Origin of the sequence: Methylobacterium gregans, from assembly GCF_022179245.1 — a bacterium.
Taxonomy (GTDB): Bacteria; Pseudomonadota; Alphaproteobacteria; order Rhizobiales; family Beijerinckiaceae; genus Methylobacterium; species Methylobacterium gregans.
The window spans coordinates 35,467-54,467 of the sequence record NZ_BPQM01000018.1 but is presented as its reverse complement, the minus strand read 5'-3'; the positions used below and the strand labels follow the sequence as shown (position 1 = coordinate 54,467).

Annotated in this window: 18 protein-coding genes; 11 read left to right on the top strand and 7 right to left on the bottom strand. The window is 71.2% G+C overall.

The features are described from left to right. Window positions 1-159 precede the first annotated feature (159 nt). The 3 genes from MFF54_RS04215 (at window position 160) to MFF54_RS04205 (ending at window position 2,692) form a co-directional block, all read left to right on the top strand. Entirely contained in the window at window positions 160-1,143 is a 984-nt protein-coding gene (locus MFF54_RS04215) for a threo-3-hydroxy-L-aspartate ammonia-lyase (protein ID WP_238301429.1), read from the top strand. Further along, the gene (locus MFF54_RS04210) at window positions 1,140-1,880 is read left to right on the top strand and encodes a trypsin-like serine peptidase (RefSeq protein WP_238301383.1); all 741 of its coding nucleotides are present in this window, start codon (window positions 1,140-1,142) and stop codon (window positions 1,878-1,880) included. The genes MFF54_RS04215 and MFF54_RS04210 overlap by 4 nt, the downstream gene beginning before the upstream one ends. Before the next feature lie 266 nt (window positions 1,881-2,146). Continuing rightward, complete coding sequence (locus tag MFF54_RS04205; RefSeq protein WP_370880171.1) at window positions 2,147-2,692, top strand: cell wall hydrolase; 546 nt, start codon at window positions 2,147-2,149, stop codon at window positions 2,690-2,692. A 107-nt stretch (window positions 2,693-2,799) separates the two neighbouring features. On the opposite strand, the gene MFF54_RS04200 is transcribed toward MFF54_RS04205, so the two are convergent. Beyond that, window positions 2,800-2,952, bottom strand: a complete 153-nt coding sequence (locus MFF54_RS04200; protein ID WP_238301381.1) for a hypothetical protein — start codon at window positions 2,950-2,952, stop codon at window positions 2,800-2,802. Between the two features lie 176 nt (window positions 2,953-3,128). Next, window positions 3,129-3,641 (bottom strand): CYTH domain-containing protein, encoded by a 513-nt coding sequence (locus MFF54_RS04195; protein ID WP_238301380.1) that lies wholly within the window; start codon window positions 3,639-3,641, stop codon window positions 3,129-3,131. Window positions 3,642-4,007: 366 nt separating this feature from the next. On the opposite strand from MFF54_RS04195, the gene lipA reads away from it, so the two are divergent. Together lipA and MFF54_RS04185 are read left to right on the top strand one after the other, a co-directional pair. Further along, a complete protein-coding gene (gene lipA, locus MFF54_RS04190) occupies window positions 4,008-4,997 on the top strand; it encodes a lipoyl synthase (RefSeq protein ID WP_238301379.1) in 990 nt (329 codons plus the stop codon). 15 nt (window positions 4,998-5,012) lie between these two features. Then, the gene (locus MFF54_RS04185; protein ID WP_238301378.1) at window positions 5,013-5,474 is read left to right on the top strand and encodes a type II toxin-antitoxin system RatA family toxin; all 462 of its coding nucleotides are present in this window, start codon (window positions 5,013-5,015) and stop codon (window positions 5,472-5,474) included. Here the strand turns inward: MFF54_RS04185 and MFF54_RS04180 are convergent. The 3 genes from MFF54_RS04180 to MFF54_RS04170 form a co-directional block, all read right to left on the bottom strand. Further along, complete coding sequence (locus MFF54_RS04180) at window positions 5,456-6,685, bottom strand: FAD-dependent oxidoreductase (protein ID WP_238301377.1); 1,230 nt, start codon at window positions 6,683-6,685, stop codon at window positions 5,456-5,458. The genes MFF54_RS04185 and MFF54_RS04180 overlap by 19 nt on opposite strands. A 136-nt stretch (window positions 6,686-6,821) precedes the next feature. Then, window positions 6,822-7,322 carry a CinA family protein gene (locus MFF54_RS04175; RefSeq protein ID WP_238301376.1) on the bottom strand — a complete coding sequence of 167 codons (501 nt, stop codon included), beginning with the start codon at window positions 7,320-7,322 and terminating at the stop codon, window positions 6,822-6,824. 1 nt (window position 7,323) lies between these two features. Beyond that, on the bottom strand, window positions 7,324-8,628 hold the full coding sequence (locus MFF54_RS04170) for a bifunctional 2-C-methyl-D-erythritol 4-phosphate cytidylyltransferase/2-C-methyl-D-erythritol 2,4-cyclodiphosphate synthase (RefSeq protein ID WP_238301375.1): 1,305 nt from the start codon (window positions 8,626-8,628) through the stop codon (window positions 7,324-7,326). A 173-nt stretch (window positions 8,629-8,801) separates the two neighbouring features. Between MFF54_RS04170 and dusB the strand changes: the two genes are divergently transcribed. The 6 genes from dusB (at window position 8,802) to gmk (ending at window position 15,631) form a co-directional block, all read left to right on the top strand. After that, window positions 8,802-9,806, top strand: coding sequence for a tRNA dihydrouridine synthase DusB (gene dusB / locus MFF54_RS04165; protein WP_238301374.1), 1,005 nt, complete (start codon window positions 8,802-8,804; stop codon window positions 9,804-9,806). After that, complete coding sequence (locus MFF54_RS04160) at window positions 9,803-10,978, top strand: two-component system sensor histidine kinase NtrB (RefSeq protein ID WP_238301373.1); 1,176 nt, start codon at window positions 9,803-9,805, stop codon at window positions 10,976-10,978. The genes dusB and MFF54_RS04160 overlap by 4 nt, the downstream gene beginning before the upstream one ends. Before the next feature lie 4 nt (window positions 10,979-10,982). Next, entirely contained in the window at window positions 10,983-12,446 is a 1,464-nt protein-coding gene (ntrC, locus tag MFF54_RS04155) for a nitrogen regulation protein NR(I) (protein WP_238301372.1), read from the top strand. Window positions 12,447-12,612: 166 nt separating this feature from the next. Further along, a complete protein-coding gene (gene mltG / locus MFF54_RS04150) occupies window positions 12,613-13,980 on the top strand; it encodes an endolytic transglycosylase MltG (protein WP_238301371.1) in 1,368 nt (455 codons plus the stop codon). Window positions 13,981-14,061: 81 nt separating this feature from the next. After that, on the top strand, window positions 14,062-14,925 hold the full coding sequence (locus tag MFF54_RS04145) for a YicC/YloC family endoribonuclease (RefSeq protein ID WP_238301370.1): 864 nt from the start codon (window positions 14,062-14,064) through the stop codon (window positions 14,923-14,925). A gap of 37 nt (window positions 14,926-14,962) precedes the next feature. Further along, window positions 14,963-15,631 (top strand): guanylate kinase, encoded by a 669-nt coding sequence (gmk, locus tag MFF54_RS04140; protein ID WP_238301369.1) that lies wholly within the window; start codon window positions 14,963-14,965, stop codon window positions 15,629-15,631. Between the two features lie 186 nt (window positions 15,632-15,817). Here the strand turns inward: gmk and MFF54_RS04135 are convergent, their stop codons facing one another. Both MFF54_RS04135 and MFF54_RS04130 read right to left on the bottom strand, forming a co-directional pair. Beyond that, entirely contained in the window at window positions 15,818-16,393 is a 576-nt protein-coding gene (locus tag MFF54_RS04135; RefSeq protein ID WP_238301368.1) for a biliverdin-producing heme oxygenase, read from the bottom strand. A gap of 10 nt (window positions 16,394-16,403) precedes the next feature. After that, entirely contained in the window at window positions 16,404-18,992 is a 2,589-nt protein-coding gene (locus MFF54_RS04130; protein ID WP_238301367.1) for a histidine kinase dimerization/phosphoacceptor domain -containing protein, read from the bottom strand. Between the last annotated feature and the right edge of the window lie 9 nt (window positions 18,993-19,001).

Genomic DNA, 19,001 nt, shown 5'->3' with positions numbered 1-19,001 from the left:
GCTCGCAGGAGACCTTATCCAGGGGATCGCTCCCTCGAGAGAACCGGGACGTTCCCGGCCTACTCAGCACAGGTTGTGCCAGCACCACGCCGGCCATCGCCGTGGCGTTGACCAGGGGGGACGTCTAAGATCCCGAACCGTACGGACCTGCGAGGGATGATGATGAGCGAAGACGCGGCCAGCGTGAGCCTGCCGAGCTACGGCGACGTTGCGCGGGCGGCGGAGCGGATCCGGGGCGCGGCGCATCGGACGCCGGTGCTCACGTCTCGCACGGCCGATGCCCGAACCGGGGGGCAGCTGTTCTTCAAGGCCGAGAACCTGCAGCGGGCCGGCGCGTTCAAGTTCCGCGGCGCCTACAACGCCATAGCGGCGCTGCCGGAGGATGCGCGCCGACGCGGCGTGATCGCCTACTCCTCCGGCAACCACGCCCAGGCGATCGCCCTGGCGGCCCGTTTGCTCGACGTTCCGGCCACCATCGTGATGCCCCTCGACGCGCCCGCCATGAAGGTCGCGGCGACCCGCGATTACGGCGCGGAGGTCGTCACCTACGACCGCTACACGCAGGACCGCGAGGCGCTGGGCCGGTCCATCGCGGCGGAACGCTCCCTCAGCCTGATCCCTCCCTATGACCACCCGGAGGTCATCGCCGGCCAGGGCACCCTGGCGCTGGAACTGATCGAGGAGACCGGGCCGCTCGATATCCTGGTCGCGTGCCTCGGCGGCGGCGGCCAGCTCGCGGGCTGCGCGCTCGCCGCCGCCGAGTTGATGCCGGAGGCGCGCGTCTACGGTGTCGAGCCTGAGGCCGGCAACGATGGCCAGCGCTCGTTCCGGGAGGGCCGGATCGTGCGGATCCCGGTACCGCAGACGATCGCGGACGGCGCGCAGACCACACATCTGGGCGCGCACACCTTCCCGATCATCGCGCGCCACGTCACGGACGTTCTCACCGTCTCGGACACCCAACTCGTCGAGACGATGCGCTTCTTCGCCGAGCGTATGAAGCTCGTGGTCGAGCCGACGGGCTGCCTCGCCGCGGCAGCCGTCCTCAGCGGTCTGGTGGACGTGCGCGATAAGCGGGTCGGCGTCGTGATCAGCGGCGGCAACGTCGACCTCGCGAGCTTCGCGCGGTTCGTCGGCGGATGAGACTTGCGCCGGGCCTCGTCTTCGGCACGCTGCTCGCGTCGCTGCCGGTCGCGGCGGAGGAGGTTGCGGTGGATGCGGGCGTCTGGCCCTACACGGCGGTGGGCAAGCTCAACGTCGTGCTCGGAGCCAATCGCCGCGCCTTCTGTAGCGCCACGCTCATCGCCCCGCGTCTGGTCCTGAGCGCCGCCCACTGCCTCTGGGACGCGCCCCGCGCGCGCTGGGTCGGCCCGCAGAGCGTGCATTTCGTGGCCGGCTGGCGGCAGGGCACCTACAACGGTCACGCGGCGGCGCTGACCTACCGCACCGGCCCCGGTTACGCCTTCGGTACGACGCAGGCGGATCTCGCGAAGGACTGGGCCCTGATCGTGCTGTCCGAGCCGATGGATATCCGGCCGGTTTCGCTGGCTCCTGCGAACACCGACGACGCGCCGGGGAACGGCCGCCAAGAGGTCCGCCGAGCTGGATACAGCCATGCCCGAGCCGAGCGCATGAGCGCTCAGGGCCATTGCGCGGTCGAGAACCAACCCGAACCGCCGTTGCTGCTGCACGATTGTCGCGCCATTCCGGGCGAGTCCGGCTCGGCTCTTCTGCAGATGGGGGAGGGCGGTCCGACGGTGATCGGCGTGCTGGTCGCGCGCCGTCCGGAAGGGACGGGCGGCCGCTCGCTCGCGGTCCCGGTCCGCAGCTTCCGGGAGGAAGCGGACCGCATGCGCGCGGAGCTGTCCCCGGTCCGTTAACGAAACGGTAAGCACCCCGCCACATCTCTGCCCCGAATCTGCACTCAAGCTTGAGCGTGGCTGAGGCAGGCCGGTTCTTGGGCCGCATGGAGAATGCGGCCTCGCCGGTGCGAGGATTATCGGGCAGGGAGCGCGAGCGCATGCAGGGTGTGAGGACGGCGAAGACTGTATCCGGATTGGCATTCATCCTGGCGTGCGGCGGCCTCGGAGGCTGCAACACCACGACGCCATCTGTCACCGGATCGATTCCCGGCCGCAAACCCGCCATGGCCGTCAACGACACGGAGCGCGACTGCCTCGGGCGGGCCATGTACTTCGAATCCCAGCGCAGCGACGCCGAGGGCCTCCTCGCCGTCGGCACGGTGGTGATGAACAGGCTGGAATCGGCGGCATTCCCGGGCGGCATCTGCGAGGTGGTGGGGCAGCCCCGTCAGTTCGCCGCGGGCGTCCTCACCAAGCCGATGAACGAGTCGAAGAGCCTGGAGAAGGTGGCCGACGTCGCCGACGCGGTGCTCGCGGGTGAGCGCCATCCGAAGGTGGGCCAAGCGATGTACTTCCACACCGCCGGGCACCGCTTCCCGTACAACAACATGCACTACGTGGCGGTCGCGGGCGGGAACGCCTTCTACGAGAAGCGCAAGCCCGGCTCGACGGCGACGGCCCCGCTCGCCTACGCCGCCTCGCCGGCCTCCGCCGCGCAAGTCCCGGTAGCGGCTCCCGCCCCGGCGCAGCAGGCCGAGACCCTGCCGCAGGGACCGGCGCGCGACATCTGCACGATCGCCGGCCTTCCGCAGCTCGGGCGCGCCGGCTGAGGCAGCTCGCAACCCGCACTTGAGAGAAAAGAAAAGGGGTTCGGGCGCACTTGCCCGAACCCCTTCGTCGTTCTGCCGGCATCCCGGACCGGTCGGTGCGGAATCCGCTAATCCTGCAGGGCGCGACGCGCCGCCTGCGCCATGCGGATCAGCTCGCGGGCGGTGAGGCCGCGCTCGGACAGGCTCGTGGCCTCTCCGACGGGTAGGGGCCGCGCCATGGCGCAGCCGCTCGCCTCGATCCGCGTGTCGCGCTCGCGCATCGTCCGCCGCAACCGCACCGCCCGTTTCAACGCCGCAACCATCTTCGCTCCCGCCCGGATCACGCGGGCTTGGTTAACGAAGTCGACGCGGCCCGAACATTCTTGAAGGCCCTGCGCCACGCCCTACCCGAGCTAGCGTGGCCGTATTTTTTCGCGCTGCCGTCGGCGCGTCGGTTTCAGAGCGTGCGCGGCAGGGCCAAGATATCCCCCATGGTAACCGGACGGCCCAGGCGCCCACAGAGGTGCAGCAGCGTCGTCTGCCGGAAACGCGGATCCCCGGTCACCTCCTCGCCGATCCAGTCCGGCTCGGCGAAGGCCTGATCCTCGGAATCGAGCTCGACCTCGGCCAGCACGATGCCAGCGAGGCATCCGCCGAACTCGTCCACCACCCAGGTCAGGCCGTCGTGGGGCACGCAGTGACGCGTCTTGTCGATCACGCCGCCGACGCAGACGTTCCGCAGCATCGCCTCCGCGTCGGCGCAGGGGATGGCGTACTCGAATTCCGGACGGCTGATGCCGAGCCGTGCGCCCTTCACCGTGAGCCAAGCCCGGTCCTCGTCGAGCCTTACCCGAACCTTGCCGCGCCCGAACTGACCGACCAGACCGTCGCGCAGGCTGCGCCGGCCGGTCGCGGACGCGCGCCACCCGTCATGCGCGACCAGAAACTTCCGCTCGATCTCGAAACGCATCCGGAACTCAGGCTGATCAACGTCGGCGGAGCGCTCGGGACAATCCCGCCGGAAGGAGGGGGACTGACTAAGCCGTCTCAACCAGTCCTGACAAGCCAGCGAGGCATTGCGGATCTGTACGCACGCACGCCTTGCCGCCGAGAGGTCTGTCCTCGACGGTGCGACGTGCGCGCGACGCTGGTCAGGACGGGACCATGCGTGAGGCGGACCGATGCCGGGTGACGGAGCGGCAGGGCTGTCCCGCCGGAGTTGCGGCGGCCGGTCGCGCGGGTTTGCGGTGATGACGGGAAGGCCTTAAGTCAGGGGCATCCCTGATTGAGCCCCGCCAGCGCGGGTGCGCCCGCGCGGAGAGGCGAAGATCGTTCTATGGCCGTCGTCCTCGATCTGCTCAGGAACGATCCCCGCCCCGCGGTCGCGCGCCCGCGCCATCCCGAGAAGGCGCACCGGCCGGACCAGCCCGTTCAGGCGAAGAAGCCCGACTGGATCCGCGTGAAGGCGCCCGGCTCGAAGGCTTGGTCGGAGACCCGCGCCATCGTGCGCGAGCACGGCCTCGTCACGGTCTGCGAGGAGGCGGGCTGCCCGAATATCGGCGAGTGCTGGGAGAAGCGGCACGCCACCTTCATGATCATGGGCGACACCTGCACGCGGGCCTGCGCCTTCTGCAACGTGCGCACCGGCCTTCCGGAAGCGCTGGACGCCGACGAGCCCCTGAAGATCGCCGACTCGGTGGCCAAGCTCGGCCTGCACCACGTGGTGATCACCTCGGTCGATCGCGACGACCTGAAGGATGGCGGCGCGGAGCACTTCGCCCGTACGATCGCGGAGATCCGCAAGGCCAGCCCCGGTACAACAGTCGAAATCCTGACGCCGGACTTCCTGCGCAAGGACGGCGCTCTGGAAGTCGTCGTGGCGGCCAAGCCCGACGTGTTCAACCACAATCTCGAGACGGTACCGGGCAAGTACCTGACCGTGCGTCCCGGGGCGCGCTACTTCCACTCGGTGCGGCTGCTGCAGCGGGTGAAGGAGCTCGATCCGACAATCTTCACGAAGTCCGGCATCATGGTCGGCCTCGGCGAAGACCGGAACGAGGTTGTGCAGTTGATGGACGACCTGCGCTCGGCCGATGTCGACTTCCTGACGATCGGCCAATACCTGCAGCCGACCAAGAAGCACCACGAGGTCGTGCGCTTCGTGCCGCCGGACGAGTTCAAGACCTACGAGACCATGGCGTATGCGAAGGGATTCCTCTTGGTCTCGGCGACGCCGCTGACGCGCTCGTCGCACCATGCGGGCGAGGATTTCGCCCGGCTCCAGGCGGCGCGCAACGCCCGTCTCGCCCCCGCCAAGTCCGCCTGATCCCGTCGGTTTACCATGCCCTCTTTCCGGGTTACCCGCGCGGTACGCCACACGCCGCAGCAGATGTATGATCTCGTGGCCGACGTGGAGACCTATCCGGACTTCCTGCCGCTCTGCGAGTCGCTGCGGGTGCTGCGCCGCATGCCGGGCGGCAGCGAGGGCCAGGAGGTGCTCGTCGCCGAGATGGGCGTCGGCTACAAGGCGATCCGCGAGCGCTTCACCACGCGGGTCAGCCTCGACCGGCCGGCGCTCAAGATCGTGGCCGAGTACATCGACGGTCCGTTCCGGCATCTGGAGAACCGCTGGACCTTCCGCGAGAACGCGGCGGGCGGCTGCGACGTCGACTTCTTCATCACCTACGAGTTCAAGAGCCGGACGCTCGGGCTGCTCATGGGCACGATGTTCGACCGAGCCTTCCGCAAGTTTACCGACGCCTTCGAGGGCCGGGCCGACCGGATCTACGGCGCGGCCGCCTGAGCCTGGACCGAGCCGGCAACGTGCTCCGGCCGGAAGCCGAGGCCGACGATCCGGGCGGGAAGGCGCTGGAGCGCGGGCACCGCATCGAGGAGCCGCAGGGCGAGCGGCGGCGTCAGCGCCCCTGACGCGTCGAGCACGCGGGCGATCACGCGGTTCTGGATGAGCCTTTGCAGGCCCTGCGTCAGCCGCACGGGCCGCATCCGGCGCGCCTGCACGCGGGCGAGATCGAACGTGGTGAGCGTGCCTGTCCTCAGCGGCCCGGCCAGGAGGTTGGCGGCCGCGACGGCGTCCTGGATCGCGAGATTGATGCCTACGCCGCCGAGCGGCGACATGGCGTGAGCCGCGTCCCCGATGCAGAGCAGGCCCGGCCGGTACCAGCGCTCGAGCCGGTCGACCGCGACGGTGAGGACCTTCACCGCGTCCCAGGACACGATCTCGCCGGTCCGGTCGGCCAGGAAGGGCACGAGTTCGCCGAACGCCGCACGGAAGGCCGGCAGGCCTCCGGACCGGATCGCGGCATCGCCGCCCTTCGGCACCACGTAGGCGCATTGCCAGTGCGTGCCCCGGTCGAGGGTGACCAGAATGCGCCCGCGCCCGAAATGACCTGCCGTCACCGCGTCCTCGTCGGGCCGGCGCGAGAGGCTGAACCAGAGTACATCCATCGGCGCCCCGAACACGACCGGTCGGAGCCCGGCCTCCGCGCGCATGGCCGAGTGGCGGCCATCGGCGCAGAGAACGAGGTCGGCCATGATCGCGCGCTCGCCCTCCGGCCCGCGGGCACGCACGCCGGTGACGCGCGAACCGTCCCCGACGAGCGCCGTCGCCTCCGTCCGCATGAGCAGGCGGAAGCCCGGATAGCGGGCACCCGCCCGCGCCAGGAAGTCGAGAAAGTCCCATTGCGGCATCAGCGCGATGAAGCGGTTGCGCGCGGGCAGGTGCCGGAAATCGGCGATGCGGAAGGCCCGCCCGCCGATGACGCCCGCCAGCGTCTCCACCCGCCGGTGCGGCAGCGCCCGGAAAGCCTCGCCGAGGCCGAGTTCATCCATCAGGTCGAGGGTGGAGGGGTGGATCGTGTCCCCGCGGAAGTCGCGCAGGAAGTCGGCGTGCTTCTCCAGCACAGTGACGGTGAGGCCGGCGCGTGCGAGGAGCAGCCCCGCCATCATCCCGGCCGGGCCGCCGCCGACGATGCAGACCGCAGGGGCTGGCTCCATCGGGCGCTCCTCTCGCCCGGCGATCCTACGTCGCCCGGGCCGGACCGCAACGGCGAATGCGGCTGAGCGGTCGTCAGAGGGTCAGACCTTCAACCGCCGCCTCGGATCGCTCGCGCACACGGGCCGCTTCCGAGGGTCAGCCGCCGCGCAGCGCCTCATCCAGCAGGTCGAGCGCCTCGGCCACCGCCAGCCGGCGGATCTCGGCCCGGCCCGGATCGCCGAAGCGGTGCTCGCGGTGAACGACCGGGCGCCCCTTCGCGGCAAGCCCGAAATGCACGAGGCCGACCGGCTTCTCGGCGCTGCCGCCGCCCGGGCCCGCGACACCGGTGATCGCCACCGCCACATCGGCCCGCGAGGCGGCGAGCGCCCCCTCCGCCATGGCGCGCGCGACCGGCTCGCTCACGGCACCGTGCCGCGCGACGAGATCGGCGGGCACGCCGATCGCCTCGCTCTTCGCCGCGTTCGAGTAGGTGACGAAGCCGCGCTCCAGCACCGCGGACGAGCCGGGCACCGCGGTCAGCAGACCCGCCACGAGACCGCCCGTGCAGGATTCGGCCGTGGCGACGCGCAGGCCGGCGCTCGCGTAGGCGGCGATCAGGACCTCGGCCCGGGCGAGGAGGGCAGCGTCGCCGATCACCTCAGCCCTGCCGCATCGCGGTCTCGGCCTGGGCATCGACCGGAACGGTCTCCGCGTCCGGCAGGCGCACGGTCGCGGCCGCCTGGGCGGCGAGGCCCTCGGCGCGTCCGACGAAGCCGAGCTTCTCCGTCGTGGTCGCCTTGATCGAGACGCTGGTCAGCGGCACGCCCGCGATCTCGGCGATGCGCGCCCGGATCGCCTCGCGGTGCTGGCCGATCCGCGGGGCCTCGGCCAGCACGGTGATGTCGAGATGGTCGATGCGCCCGCCGCGCGCCCGCACCAGCGAGACTGCGTGCGCGAGGAACTGGTCGGAGGCGGCCCCGCGCCAGCGCTCGTCGGAGGGCGGAAAGTGCGTGCCGATGTCCCCGTCCGCGATCGCGCCGAGAAGCGCGTCGGTGAGCGCGTGCAGGGCCACGTCGCCGTCCGAATGGGCGAGCACGCCGCGGTCGGCCGGGATCTTCACGCCGCCGAGCCAGACATGGTCGCCCTCCGTGAAGGCGTGGACGTCGAAGCCGGTGCCGAGGCGGGTCACGTACTGGGTCATCTCTGAACTCCTGTCCGGCGCCACGAGGGCGCTGTCCGGCGCCCCGAAGGCGCGGTCCGCCTCGATCAGGTCGGCCGGTTGGGTGATCTTGCGGTTGCGCAGGTCTCCCGCGAAGACAACGACCGGCAATCCCGCCCACTCGGCGAGAGCGCCGTCATCGGTGAAGCTGTGCAGCTCGGCCGCCGCCGCCGAGCGGTGGGCGTCGAGGAGCGCGGCGAAGTGAAAGCTCTGCGGGGTCTGCACGGCGCGCAGGTTCTCGCGGGCGGGGGTCTCGCGCACCCGGCCGATGCCGTCGCCCGCCTCCTCCACCAGCTTGATCGTGTCGCTGACCGCCACGCCCGGCACCGCCGCGCGGTGGTCGCGGCCGGCTGCCACCGCGCGGTCGATCAGCGCTGCGTCGACGTAGGGACGGGCGGCGTCGTGGACCAGCACGATCTCGGGCGCGCCCGCGCGCGCCAGCGCTTCCAGGCCCGCCCGCACCGATCGCTGGCGCGTCGCGCCGCCCTCGACAGGCGCGAGGAGCTTGGCCCGAACGGCCGGATCGAGTTCGGAGAGGCAGGTCTCGTAGAAGGCGGCGGCGTCGGGCGCGATCACCACCTGCACGCGGCCGACGACCGGAAGGGTCCCGAGCGCAGCGAGCGTTCGGGTGAGCACGGCCTGCCCACCGACCTGCCGGTACTGCTTCGGCGTGCCGCCGCCAATGCGGATGCCGCGCCCCGCCGCCACGACCACCGCGGCGACGCTCGAACCGGTGGTGGACATGACGGGCGTTCCCCCCTCGCAAGCTTCACACGATCCGGTACGCGAGGTGCGCGCATACCCCCCGCACCGGGGAGGCTACCGGGCAGGGTGCACCGGCTTTAAGCGGGGCAACCTCCGAAATCAACGCGGTTGCCGCTTGCGTCGGCGCAGCTTTTGTCTAATCGTTGTGCAGAATGACTGATGATCATTATTTGAGCGCTCTGCGCGGTGCGGCTCCAGGGCCGCTGGCGCTCCTGGCGCCGCTCTCGGGCGTGACCGACCTGCACATGCGGCGGGCGGCTCGGCGCCTCGGCGCCAGCGCGGTCGTGTCCGAGATGGTGGCGGCCGCCGAGTTTGCCCGCGGCGCGAGCGAAGCGCGGCTGCGGGCCGATGGCAGCGGCGTGGACCTGCACGTGGTGCAGCTCGCCGGCTGCCAGCCGGAACCGATGGCCGAGGCGGCGCGGCTCGCGGTCGGCTGCGGCGCCGACGTCGTGGACATCAACATGGGCTGCCCCGCCAAGGTGGTGACGGGCGGCGCCTCGGGCTCGGCCCTGATGCGCGACCTCGACCATGCCTGCCGCCTGCTGGCGGCCGTGCGCGGCGCGGTGACCGTGCCGGTCACCGTGAAGATGCGCCTCGGCTGGGACCACCAGAGCCTCAACGCCGCCGAGCTGGCGCGGCGCGCGGAAGCGATCGGGCTCGACGCGGTGACGGTGCACGGCCGGACGCGGCAGCAATTCTACAAGGGCCGGGCGGACTGGGCGGCGATCCGCGCCGTGGTGGAAGCGGTCGCGATCCCGGTCATCGCCAACGGCGACATCGCGGATGCCGAGGACGCGCGCGACTGCCTCGCGGCCTCGGGGGCCGCCGGGGTGATGGTCGGGCGCGCGGCGGTCGGCCGGCCCTGGCTGGTCGGGCAGATCGCGCGCGCGCTCGCCGGTGAGCCTGCACCGGCACCGACGCGCGCCGAGCAGGCCGCGATCGCGGTCGCGCACTATGACGGGCTGATCGCCCTCTACGGTGAGCACATGGGCGTGCGCCACGCCCGAAAGCATCTCGCGGCCTATGCGGAGACCGGGGGCGCGTTGCCCCCCGAGGCCCGCACCCGGCTGCTCACGACCACGGATCCGGCCACGGCCCGCGCCCTGCTGCGCGCCGCGTTCGGTGCGCCCGCCCCGGCGGTCGCGGAAGCCGCATGATCGAGGGGGGCACGGGCGTGACGGAACGCGATGCGGGCGACCTGCCGGATGCCGAGGCCGGCGGGACGGGTCCCAGCGGCGCGGCGGTGCTGAACGCGCTGCCGCTGCCGGTGCTGACCATCGGGCCGGACGACCACATCATCCATTGCAACCACGCGGCGGAGAGCTTCTTCGACGCCTCAGCCCGGCTGATGCAGCGGCGGCAGCTGCGCGACATCATCCCCTTCGCCTCGCCGATCATCGCGCTGGTGGCGGAGGTGCGCCGCCGCCGCTCCAGCGTCAGCGAGTACCGGGTCGAGCTGGTCTCGCCGCGAACGGGCCAGGAGCGCAGCGTCGATGTCTTCGCCACCGCGCTGGGCGACAACGGCGACACCGTGGTGCTGATGCTCCAGGAGCGCACCATCGCCGACAAGATGAACCGCCAGCTCACGCACCGGGGCGCGGCGCGCTCCATGGTTGCGCTGGGTGCCATGCTGGCCCACGAGATCAAGAACCCGCTCGCCGGCATCCGGGGCGCCGCCCAGCTCTTGGAACAGTCCGGCGCCGAGGAGGACCGGGTGCTGACCCGGCTGATCTGCGACGAGTCCGACCGCATCGTGCGCATCGTCGAGCGGATGGAGCTGTTCGGGGACGAGCGGCCCGTCGAGCGCGTCCCCGTCAACGTCCACGGCGTGCTCGACCAAGTGAAGCGCTCGGCCCAGTCGGGCTTTGCCCGTCACATCCGCTTCGTGGAGACCTACGATCCTTCGCTGCCGCCGGTGCTCGGCAACCGCGACCAGCTGATCCAGGTGATCCTGAACCTCGTGAAGAACGCGGCGGAAGCGATCGGCGCCGACACGGTCGACGGCGAGATCACGCTCTCGACCGCCTTCCGCACAGGTCTCCGCCTTCAGGTTCCGGGCTCGCGCGAGCGCGTCAGCCTGCCGATCGAGGTGGCGGTGCGCGACAACGGCCCCGGCATCACCGCCGAGCTTTTGCCCGACCTGTTCGACCCCTTCGTCACCACGAAAGTGTCGGGCTCCGGCCTCGGTCTTGCATTGGTGGCCAAGATCGTCGGCGACCACGGGGGGATCGTCGAGTGCGATCCCGCTCCCCGCCGCACCACCTTCCGCCTTCTCCTCCCTATGTCGAGTGCCCGGGACGGGCGCGAATCGGTCGTGGAGGCCGAGTAGAGTCATGCCCAACGGCCACATCATCGTCGCGGACGACGACGCCGCGATCCGCACGGTCCTCAATCAAGCGCTCTCGCGGGCGGGCTACGAGGTCCGCTCCACGGGCAACTGCGCCACGCTCTGGCGCTGGGTCGCGCAAGGGGAGGGCGACCTCGTCATCACCGATGTGATGATGCCGGACGAGAACGTGTTCGACCTCCTGCCCCGCATCAAGCGCGTGCGGCCGGAACTGCCGATCATCGTGATGAGCGCGCAGAACACCTTCATGACGGCGATCCGCGCTTCGGAGCGGGGCGCCTACGAGTACCTGCCCAAGCCCTTCGACCTGAAGGAGCTGATCGCCATCGTCGGGCGCGCTCTCTCGCGCCCCCGCGGCGCGCCCGCGCCGGGTCAGGGCCCGGAGAACGAGGACATCCCGCTGGTCGGCCGCTCGCCCGCCATGCAGGAGATCTACCGGGCGCTCGCCCGCCTGATGCCGACCGACCTCACCGTGATGATCACCGGCGAGTCGGGCACCGGCAAGGAGCTGGTGGCGCGGGCCCTCCACGATTACGGCCGCCGCCGCACCGGGCCCTTTGTCCCCGTCAACATGGCGGCGATCCCGCGCGACCTGATCGAATCGGAGCTGTTCGGCCACGAGAAGGGCGCCTTCACGGGCGCGCTCCAGCGCTCTGCCGGCCGTTTCGAGCAGGCGGAGGGCGGCACGCTCTTCCTCGACGAGATCGGCGACATGCCGATGGAGGCCCAGACCCGCCTGCTGCGCGTGCTTCAGCAGGGCGAGTACACCACTGTCGGCGGTCGCGTGCCGATCAAGACGAACGTCCGGATTATCGCGGCCACCAACAAGGACCTGCGGATATCGATCCAGCAGGGCATCTTCCGCGAGGACCTGTTCTTCCGCCTGAACGTGGTTCCCCTGCGCCTGCCCGCGCTCCGCGAGCGCTCGGAGGACGTGCCGGATCTCGTGCGCCACTTCTTCGTGCTGGTCGAGCGCGAGGGCCTGACCCGCAAGACGCTCGACGGCGACGCGATGGAGCGGCTGAAGCGCTACCGCTGGCCCGGCAACGTGCGCGAGCTGGAGAACCTCGTCCGGCGCCTCGCGGCCCTCTACCCGCAGGAGACCATCACGGGTCCGGTGATCGAGGCGGAGCTCGACACGCTGCCGCTCTCCCCGCCGGTCTCCGCGCAAGGGCAGAACGGCGCCCGCAAGGGCAACGAGTCGGAGAGCCTGTCGAGCGCCGTCGAGCGGCACCTCACCGACTACTTCTCGGGCTACCGGGATACGCTGCCGCCGCCCGGCCTCTATCACCGCATCCTGCGGGAGATCGAGGGGCCGCTGATCGGCGCAGCGCTCGCGGCCACCCGGGGCAACCAGATCCGCGCGGCCGAGTTGCTCGGCGTCAACCGCAACACCCTGCGCAAGAAGGTGCGCGACCTCGACCTGCAGGTGCTGCGCTCCTCGCGCTGACGGATCGCAGACGAGGTCACGGCGCGGTACGCACGGGCATTCTGCCGCGCCGAATGGCAATTTCGCCACAAAACCCGCTAGGCTCGTCTCGCCGCGGTCTTCACCCGACGCGGGACGACGCTCTGTGCGCGCATCTGCGCGACGGGCGAGCCCGAGCAGGATCCTCATGTTCTTCCGCAGACGCAAGACATTCGAGTCGACGCCGATCACCCGCGACGAGGCCGCGCTGCCCAACCGGCTCTCTCCGCGCTCGCCGCACGAGGCCATCAAGCCGACCGCCGCGCCGCCGCCGCCCGAGCGGCCGGTGCGCGAGCGCGGCGGCCTCATCGCCACGATCAGCGGGCTGCTGACCTTTGCGGTCGTCGTCGCCATCGGGGCAATGATCGGCCTGACCCTGTTCCAGCGCCAGATTCACGAGCCCGGCCCGCTCGCAGCCGACAAGGTGGTGGTGATCCCGACCCGCAGCGGCACGGGCGAGATCGCCGAGATCCTGCGCCGCGAGGGCGTAATCGGCCATACGGGCCTGTTCGAGTTCGCCGCCCGCTTCGGCGGCAAGCCGCCGCTGAAGGCGGGCGAGTATAACTTCAAGGCCCATGCCAGCATCAGCGATGCCATCGACACCGTGACGACCGGCCGGCAGGTCCAGCACGCCATCACCTTCCCGGAAGGCCTGACGAGCGAGCAGATCGTCACCCGCCTCAACGAGAACGATGTGCTGACCGGGGAGGTCGGAGAGATCCCGGCCGAGGGCTCGCTCCTGCCCGACACCTACAAGTTCGAGCGCGGCGCAACGCGCCAGATGATCGTCAACCTGATGAAGCAGAAGCAGCGCGAGGTGCTGAACCAGATCTGGCTGCGCCGCAGCGCCGAGGTGCCGGTGAAGACGCCGGCCGAGATGGTGACCCTCGCCTCCATCGTCGAGAAGGAGACCGGACGGGCCGACGAACGCCCGCGGGTCGCCGGCGTCTTCGTCAACCGGCTCAACCGGCGCATGAAGCTGCAATCGGACCCGACCATCGTGTACGGGCTGGTGGGCGGGCGCGGCACGCTCGGCCGCGGCATCTTGCGCTCCGAGATCGATCGTCCGACCCCCTACAACACCTACGTGATCGAGGGTCTGCCGCCGGGGCCGATCGCGAATCCCGGCCGCGCCGCGCTCGAGGCGGTGGCCAATCCCTCCCGCACCAAGGACCTCTACTTCGTGGCCGACGGCACCGGCGGCCACGCCTTCGCCGACAGCCTGGAAGGGCACCAGCGCAACGTCGCCCGCTGGCGCGCGGTCGAGCGCTCCCGCCAGAGCCCGACGCCGGATGCCGGCGGCGTCGACAAGGTCGAGCCCGCCGCCGACCCCAACACGCCCGGCCGCGCCTCGGCCTACGCGCCGCCCGGCACCAACGCGGCCTTCATCGAGGGCCAGGGCGGGACGCGCCCGAAGGCCTTCGACGCCTCCGAGGGCACCCGCCTCGATCCGCTGCGGAACAAGACCTACGATCTCGGCTCCCCCAAGACCGTGCCGGTGCTGAAGCAGCCCTGAGGCTTGCAATCCGGCGCGCACCGCCCCCTTTGTGGGCCGGAGGAACGTAGCGCCGGAATCGACCGCACCATGATCGCGAGCATGACCGGGTTCGCCCGGGCCGCCGGCACCAGCGGGCCGGTGCAATGGGCCTGGGAGGTCCGCAGCGTCAACGGCCGCGGGCTCGACGTCCGCCTGCGCGTGCCGAACGGCTACGAGGCGGCCGGCGAGGTCGCCCGCACCGCCCTCCAGAAGACCCTGTCGCGCGGCCAGTGCCAGCTCAGCCTGGCGCTGACGAAGCCGGAGACGGCCGTGCGGGTCCGGGTCAACGAGGCGCTGCTGGCGAGCCTCGCCGCGGCCGTTGCCCGCGTGCCCGTGCCCGAGGGCGTCGCGCCAGCGACCATGGACGGCCTGCTCGGCATCCGCGGCGTGATCGAGACCGAGGAGGAGGCCGCGCCCGAGACGGACTCGCTCGCCCGCGACCTCGCCGAGGGCGTGGTGCGGCTGGTGGCCGACCTCGTCGAGGCGCGCCGCGCGGAGGGGCGCCAACTCGCCGAGATCGTCGGCGCCCAGATCGCGCGCATCGCCGAACTCACGGAGGCCGCCGAGGTGTGCCCCGCCCGTAGGCCCGAGGCGGTGCGCGCGCGTCTCGCGGCGGCAATCGCAAGCCTGACGGAGGGCGGCACCCTGGATCCGGACCGCCTGCACCAGGAGGCGGTGCTGCTCGCCGCCAAGGCGGACGTGCGCGAGGAACTCGATCGGCTGCGCACCCATGTCGGAGCGGTGCAGGAGCTTCTCGCCAGGGGCGGGGCCATCGGGCGGCGGCTCGACTTCCTGGCCCAGGAGCTCGGCCGCGAGGCCAACACGCTCTGCGCCAAGGCCAACGACGCGTCGCTCTCGCGGATCGGACTCGACTTGAAGGCCGTGGTGGAGCAATTCCGCGAGCAGGTTCAGAACGTCGAGTGAGTGGGCGCGTGACGGAACGGACGATCAGGGGGCGCGGATGACGGAGCCGGTGCGGCACAGGCCCGACGCGGTCGCGCGGCGCGGCCTCATCCTGATCCTGTCCTCGCCCTCGGGGGCGGGCAAGACGACGCTGACGCGCGCGATCGCGCAGGACGGCGGCTGGGGGCTCGATCTGTCGATCTCGGTGACGACGCGGGCGCGCCGCCCCTCCGAGATCGATGGCAAGCACTACCACTTCATCGAGCGCGAGGCCTTCGAGGATCTCCGCGCCCGCGACGACCTGCTCGAATGGGCGGAGGTGCACGGCAACTTCTACGGCACGCCGCGCCGCCCCGTGGAGCGGGTTCTGGCCGCGGGCCGGGACATGATCTTCGACATCGACTACCAGGGCACCCGGCAGGTCCGCTCGAAGCTCACCGACGACGTGGTGACGGTGTTCATCCTGCCGCCCAGCATGGCCGAGCTGCGCCAGCGTCTGGAGCGGCGGGCGGAGGATTCGCAGGCCACGATCGAGAAGCGGCTCCAGAACGCCCGCCACGAGATCCAGCGCTGGAGCGAGTACGACTACGTTATCGTCAACGACGATCTGCAGAACGCCTTCACGGCGTTGCAGAGCATCCTCACGGCGGAGCGCCTGCGCCGGACCCGACGTACGGGGCTGGAGGGTTTCGTCGAAGGGATTCTGGCGGAGGGGCAGGGGGGCTGAGCGGGGCTCGCTCAGCGGCAGCCCTGTCTGCCGTCATCCCGGGGCCGCGTCCACGGAGCCCGGGATCCATGCACACCGAAGTATCGGAACACGTCGCTGCGGTGTTCATGGATTCCCGGCTCGCCTCCGGCGCCCCGGAATGACCGTGCTCGGCCACGATCGAACCATCCAACCGTGTAGGCCCGCTCACGCCGCGCGGGACGCGATCGACCCGTCCCCGCACAGCCACACCCGCATCGCCTCGAAGGTCGCGACCGCCGCCTCCGTCAGCGCGGTCTCGTCCGCCGCCGTTTCCAGCCGGGCCCGGAAGGCGGACCACATCGCGCCGGTCGCCGGCCCGTGCGCGCGGTAATAGGCCAGCCCGCGCGCCTCGAACCCGTGCAAAGCCGCGATGCGACGGCCGATCACTTGGCCGCCGAGCGTCGAGCCCTCCAGGACGTAGAGCGCGCCGAGCGCCGCCGACCCGTCGAACCGAGGCGCTGAGGGTGCGGGCAAGGCTGCGATCCCGGCCGGGTCGAGGCCCAGATGGGCGAGATCGGCATCGAGCCGGGCGAGACGGCGCCGCGGCCCGAAGAAAGCCTCGTCGGCGAGACCTGCGCCGATCGCGGGCTCGTAGGCCGCGTGGAAGCCCCGGAACCGGGCCAGGAGGTCGCGATAGCCCGCCCGGGTCGCAACCCGCCGCTCCCAGCCGAGATCGCGCTCCAGGCCCTCGTGGGCCGTGGCGGTCGCCGCGCGCAGGCGCCGGTGCAGGTCCCCGATCATTGCGTCCCGATCATGCAGTGACGGTGAAGCAGGCGCCGGGCGCGTTGGCGACTTCGAGCCGGGCGTTGATCTGGTCGAGCATGGCCCGGATCAGCTTCATGCCAAGCCCGGTCCCGCGCGGATTCGCGTCCCAGCCGTCCGGCAGGCCGACGCCGTCGTCGCAGACCCGGAGCCGCACCCCGGCGCCCGCGGCCGAGACGTGGACCGCGACGCGGCCGGCTCCGGCCTCGCGCATACCGTACTTGAAAGCGTTGGTGACGAGCTCGGTCGCGATGAGCGAGAGCGCCACCGCCTTGCGGTAGGGCACCATCAGCCCCGCTTCGGCAGTGAGATCGACCGCATGGCCCTCGCCGGCGAGCGCCGCGAGATCGCGGCACAGGCTCTCGATGGTCTGGCCGAGATCGACCTCCTCGATAGTCTCGGCCTGATAGAGGCTGTCGTGCACCCGCGCGACGCTCATCACCCGGGCGGAGGTGTCGGCGAAAGCCTGCCGCGCGTCCGCGTCCGCGATCTGGCGGCGCTGCATCTGCAGGAAGGATGAGACGATCTGCAGCGAGTTCTTGACACGATGGTCGATCTCGCGGGTCAGCAGATCCTTCTGGGCGAGCAGGCGCTCCTTCTCGGCGAGCAGCCCGGTCAGCTCGTCGATCTTGCGGCGCTGGCGCAGCACCACGCCCTCGACGGCTCGGGCGAGGGAGACGGCCAGGGAGACCTGCCACTCGGCGAAGGGCGCCGCGAAGCCGGTGCGTTCCTCCACCCAGCGCTCGAAGGAGCGGCGCGGCAGCACCGCCACCGGTCCGTCGCCGGCCAGCACCGGCTTACGCGGGTCGCCGCCCCAGGTCACCGTGCTGGGAACCTCGGGCCGGAACCAGAGGATCAGGTTCTCGCGCTGCCCGTCGACGAAGGCGGCAAGCAGGCCGCTCGCAATCTCGCGGTGGGGCGCGAAGGGCGGAAAATCCGCGCTGAGGCTCATGGTGGAGAAGCTGGTCCCTCCCGGTCCAATCCGCTCCCTCAGCCACGCCGCGAGGCGCAGCAGGTCATCGGGCGGCGGTGCCTTGCCGATCGGCGTGACCCGCTCGCCCGCGACGATGCCGGCGCCAGTCGCGCCGAAGAGATCGAGGATCGTGGTCTCGGCGCCGGTCAGCGCAGCGACGAAGTCGTCGGAGCGCGTCAGCTCGCGCACCAACCGCGCCTCGGTCGCCAGATGGGCCTGCCGCTCGGCCCAGAGCGTGCGCGCCTCGATCTCCTGCACCCGCATCGCAAAGGCGTCGGTCAGCACGGTCGCAGCGGCGCGGGTCTCGGGCGGCACGTAGTGTGGCTGCCGGTGGTGGCCGATCATCAGGCCCCAGAGCCGGTCCTCGACCATGATCGAGATCGACATCGAGCCGTTCACCCCGAGATTGCGCTGATATTCCAGGTGGATCGGCGAGAGGGTGCGGTTCTGGGCGAAGGTAAGGTCCACGGGTGCGTTGCCGGCGGCGGGCGCCGCGAGCAGCGGGACCGGCACGCAGTCGCGGTCGATCACGAAGCGGCTCTTGGCCTTGGTGTAGAGCGCGCGAGCCTGGGCCGGGATGTCCGAGGCGGGAAAGCGCAGGCCGAACAGGCTGCGCGACCAGTCCGGGATCTTGTCCTCCGCCACCGCCTCGCCGTTCCAGTCCAGGTCGAAGCGGTACACGAGCACGGACTCGAAGCCGGTAAGCGCCCGGACCTCGAGGGCCGCGATGGCGGCGGCACCCGCGAGGGTCTCGGCGGCGCGCAAGCGCCCGACAGCGAGCTCTGTGTCGGTCTGGCGGGCATCGCCGAAATCGTCCGGACTGTCCGGAGCGCGCTCCAGCTCGACGATGAGGCGGCCCGCATGGGCGTGTGCCACCGCATAATAGGCGGCCTCCAGCCCGTCGAGGCGCAGCGTCCGCCGCACCGAGCGGCCGTCAGTCAGGGTGCCGCCGGCAAGCCGGGCGCGCACGAGATCGATGAAGGGCAGCGGCAGGACCGCCGCCAGAGGGCGCCCGTCGAGGCCGTGACCGGGATCAGGCAGGATCTCGAAGGCGTTGGTGCTGTGGGCGAGGATCGTCAGCGTCTCGACATCCGCCACCAGCATCACGGCGTTCGGCTGGATCGAGCCCGGGATGTGGATCGGCTCGCGCTCGCAGATCGAGGGATCGACGGGCTCGGCCCGGACCCGGTTGCCGATCGCCGCCATCACGGCCTCACGCGACGGGCCGGCGCCGAGGCTCTCCAGCGGCTCGATCGTCAGCCAGTCGTGCGCCTGCCCGCCGCGCATGTGCACCCGCGTGCGCAGGGGGCTCGGCACGCGCCCGAACACAAACTCGAAGCTCTCGTCGAGGACACCGCGGCGCCGTCCGGCCAGGAAGCGACCGAGGAAGCTTGGCACGTTGGTGCTCGGCACCACCTCGCGGAAGTAGTTGCGCCCGAGCACGGCCTCCCGCGACAGACCCCAGAGCGCGCTGGCCCCCTCGTTGAACACGACAATCCTGCCCGCTTCATCGAGCCCGACGATACCCGTGTCGAGCCGGTCGAGTTCGTCGGGTGCGAGGGCGTCGAGGTCGACGTGACTGCCGGGCGCTGCGAGCTGCGGCATCAGAAGCGG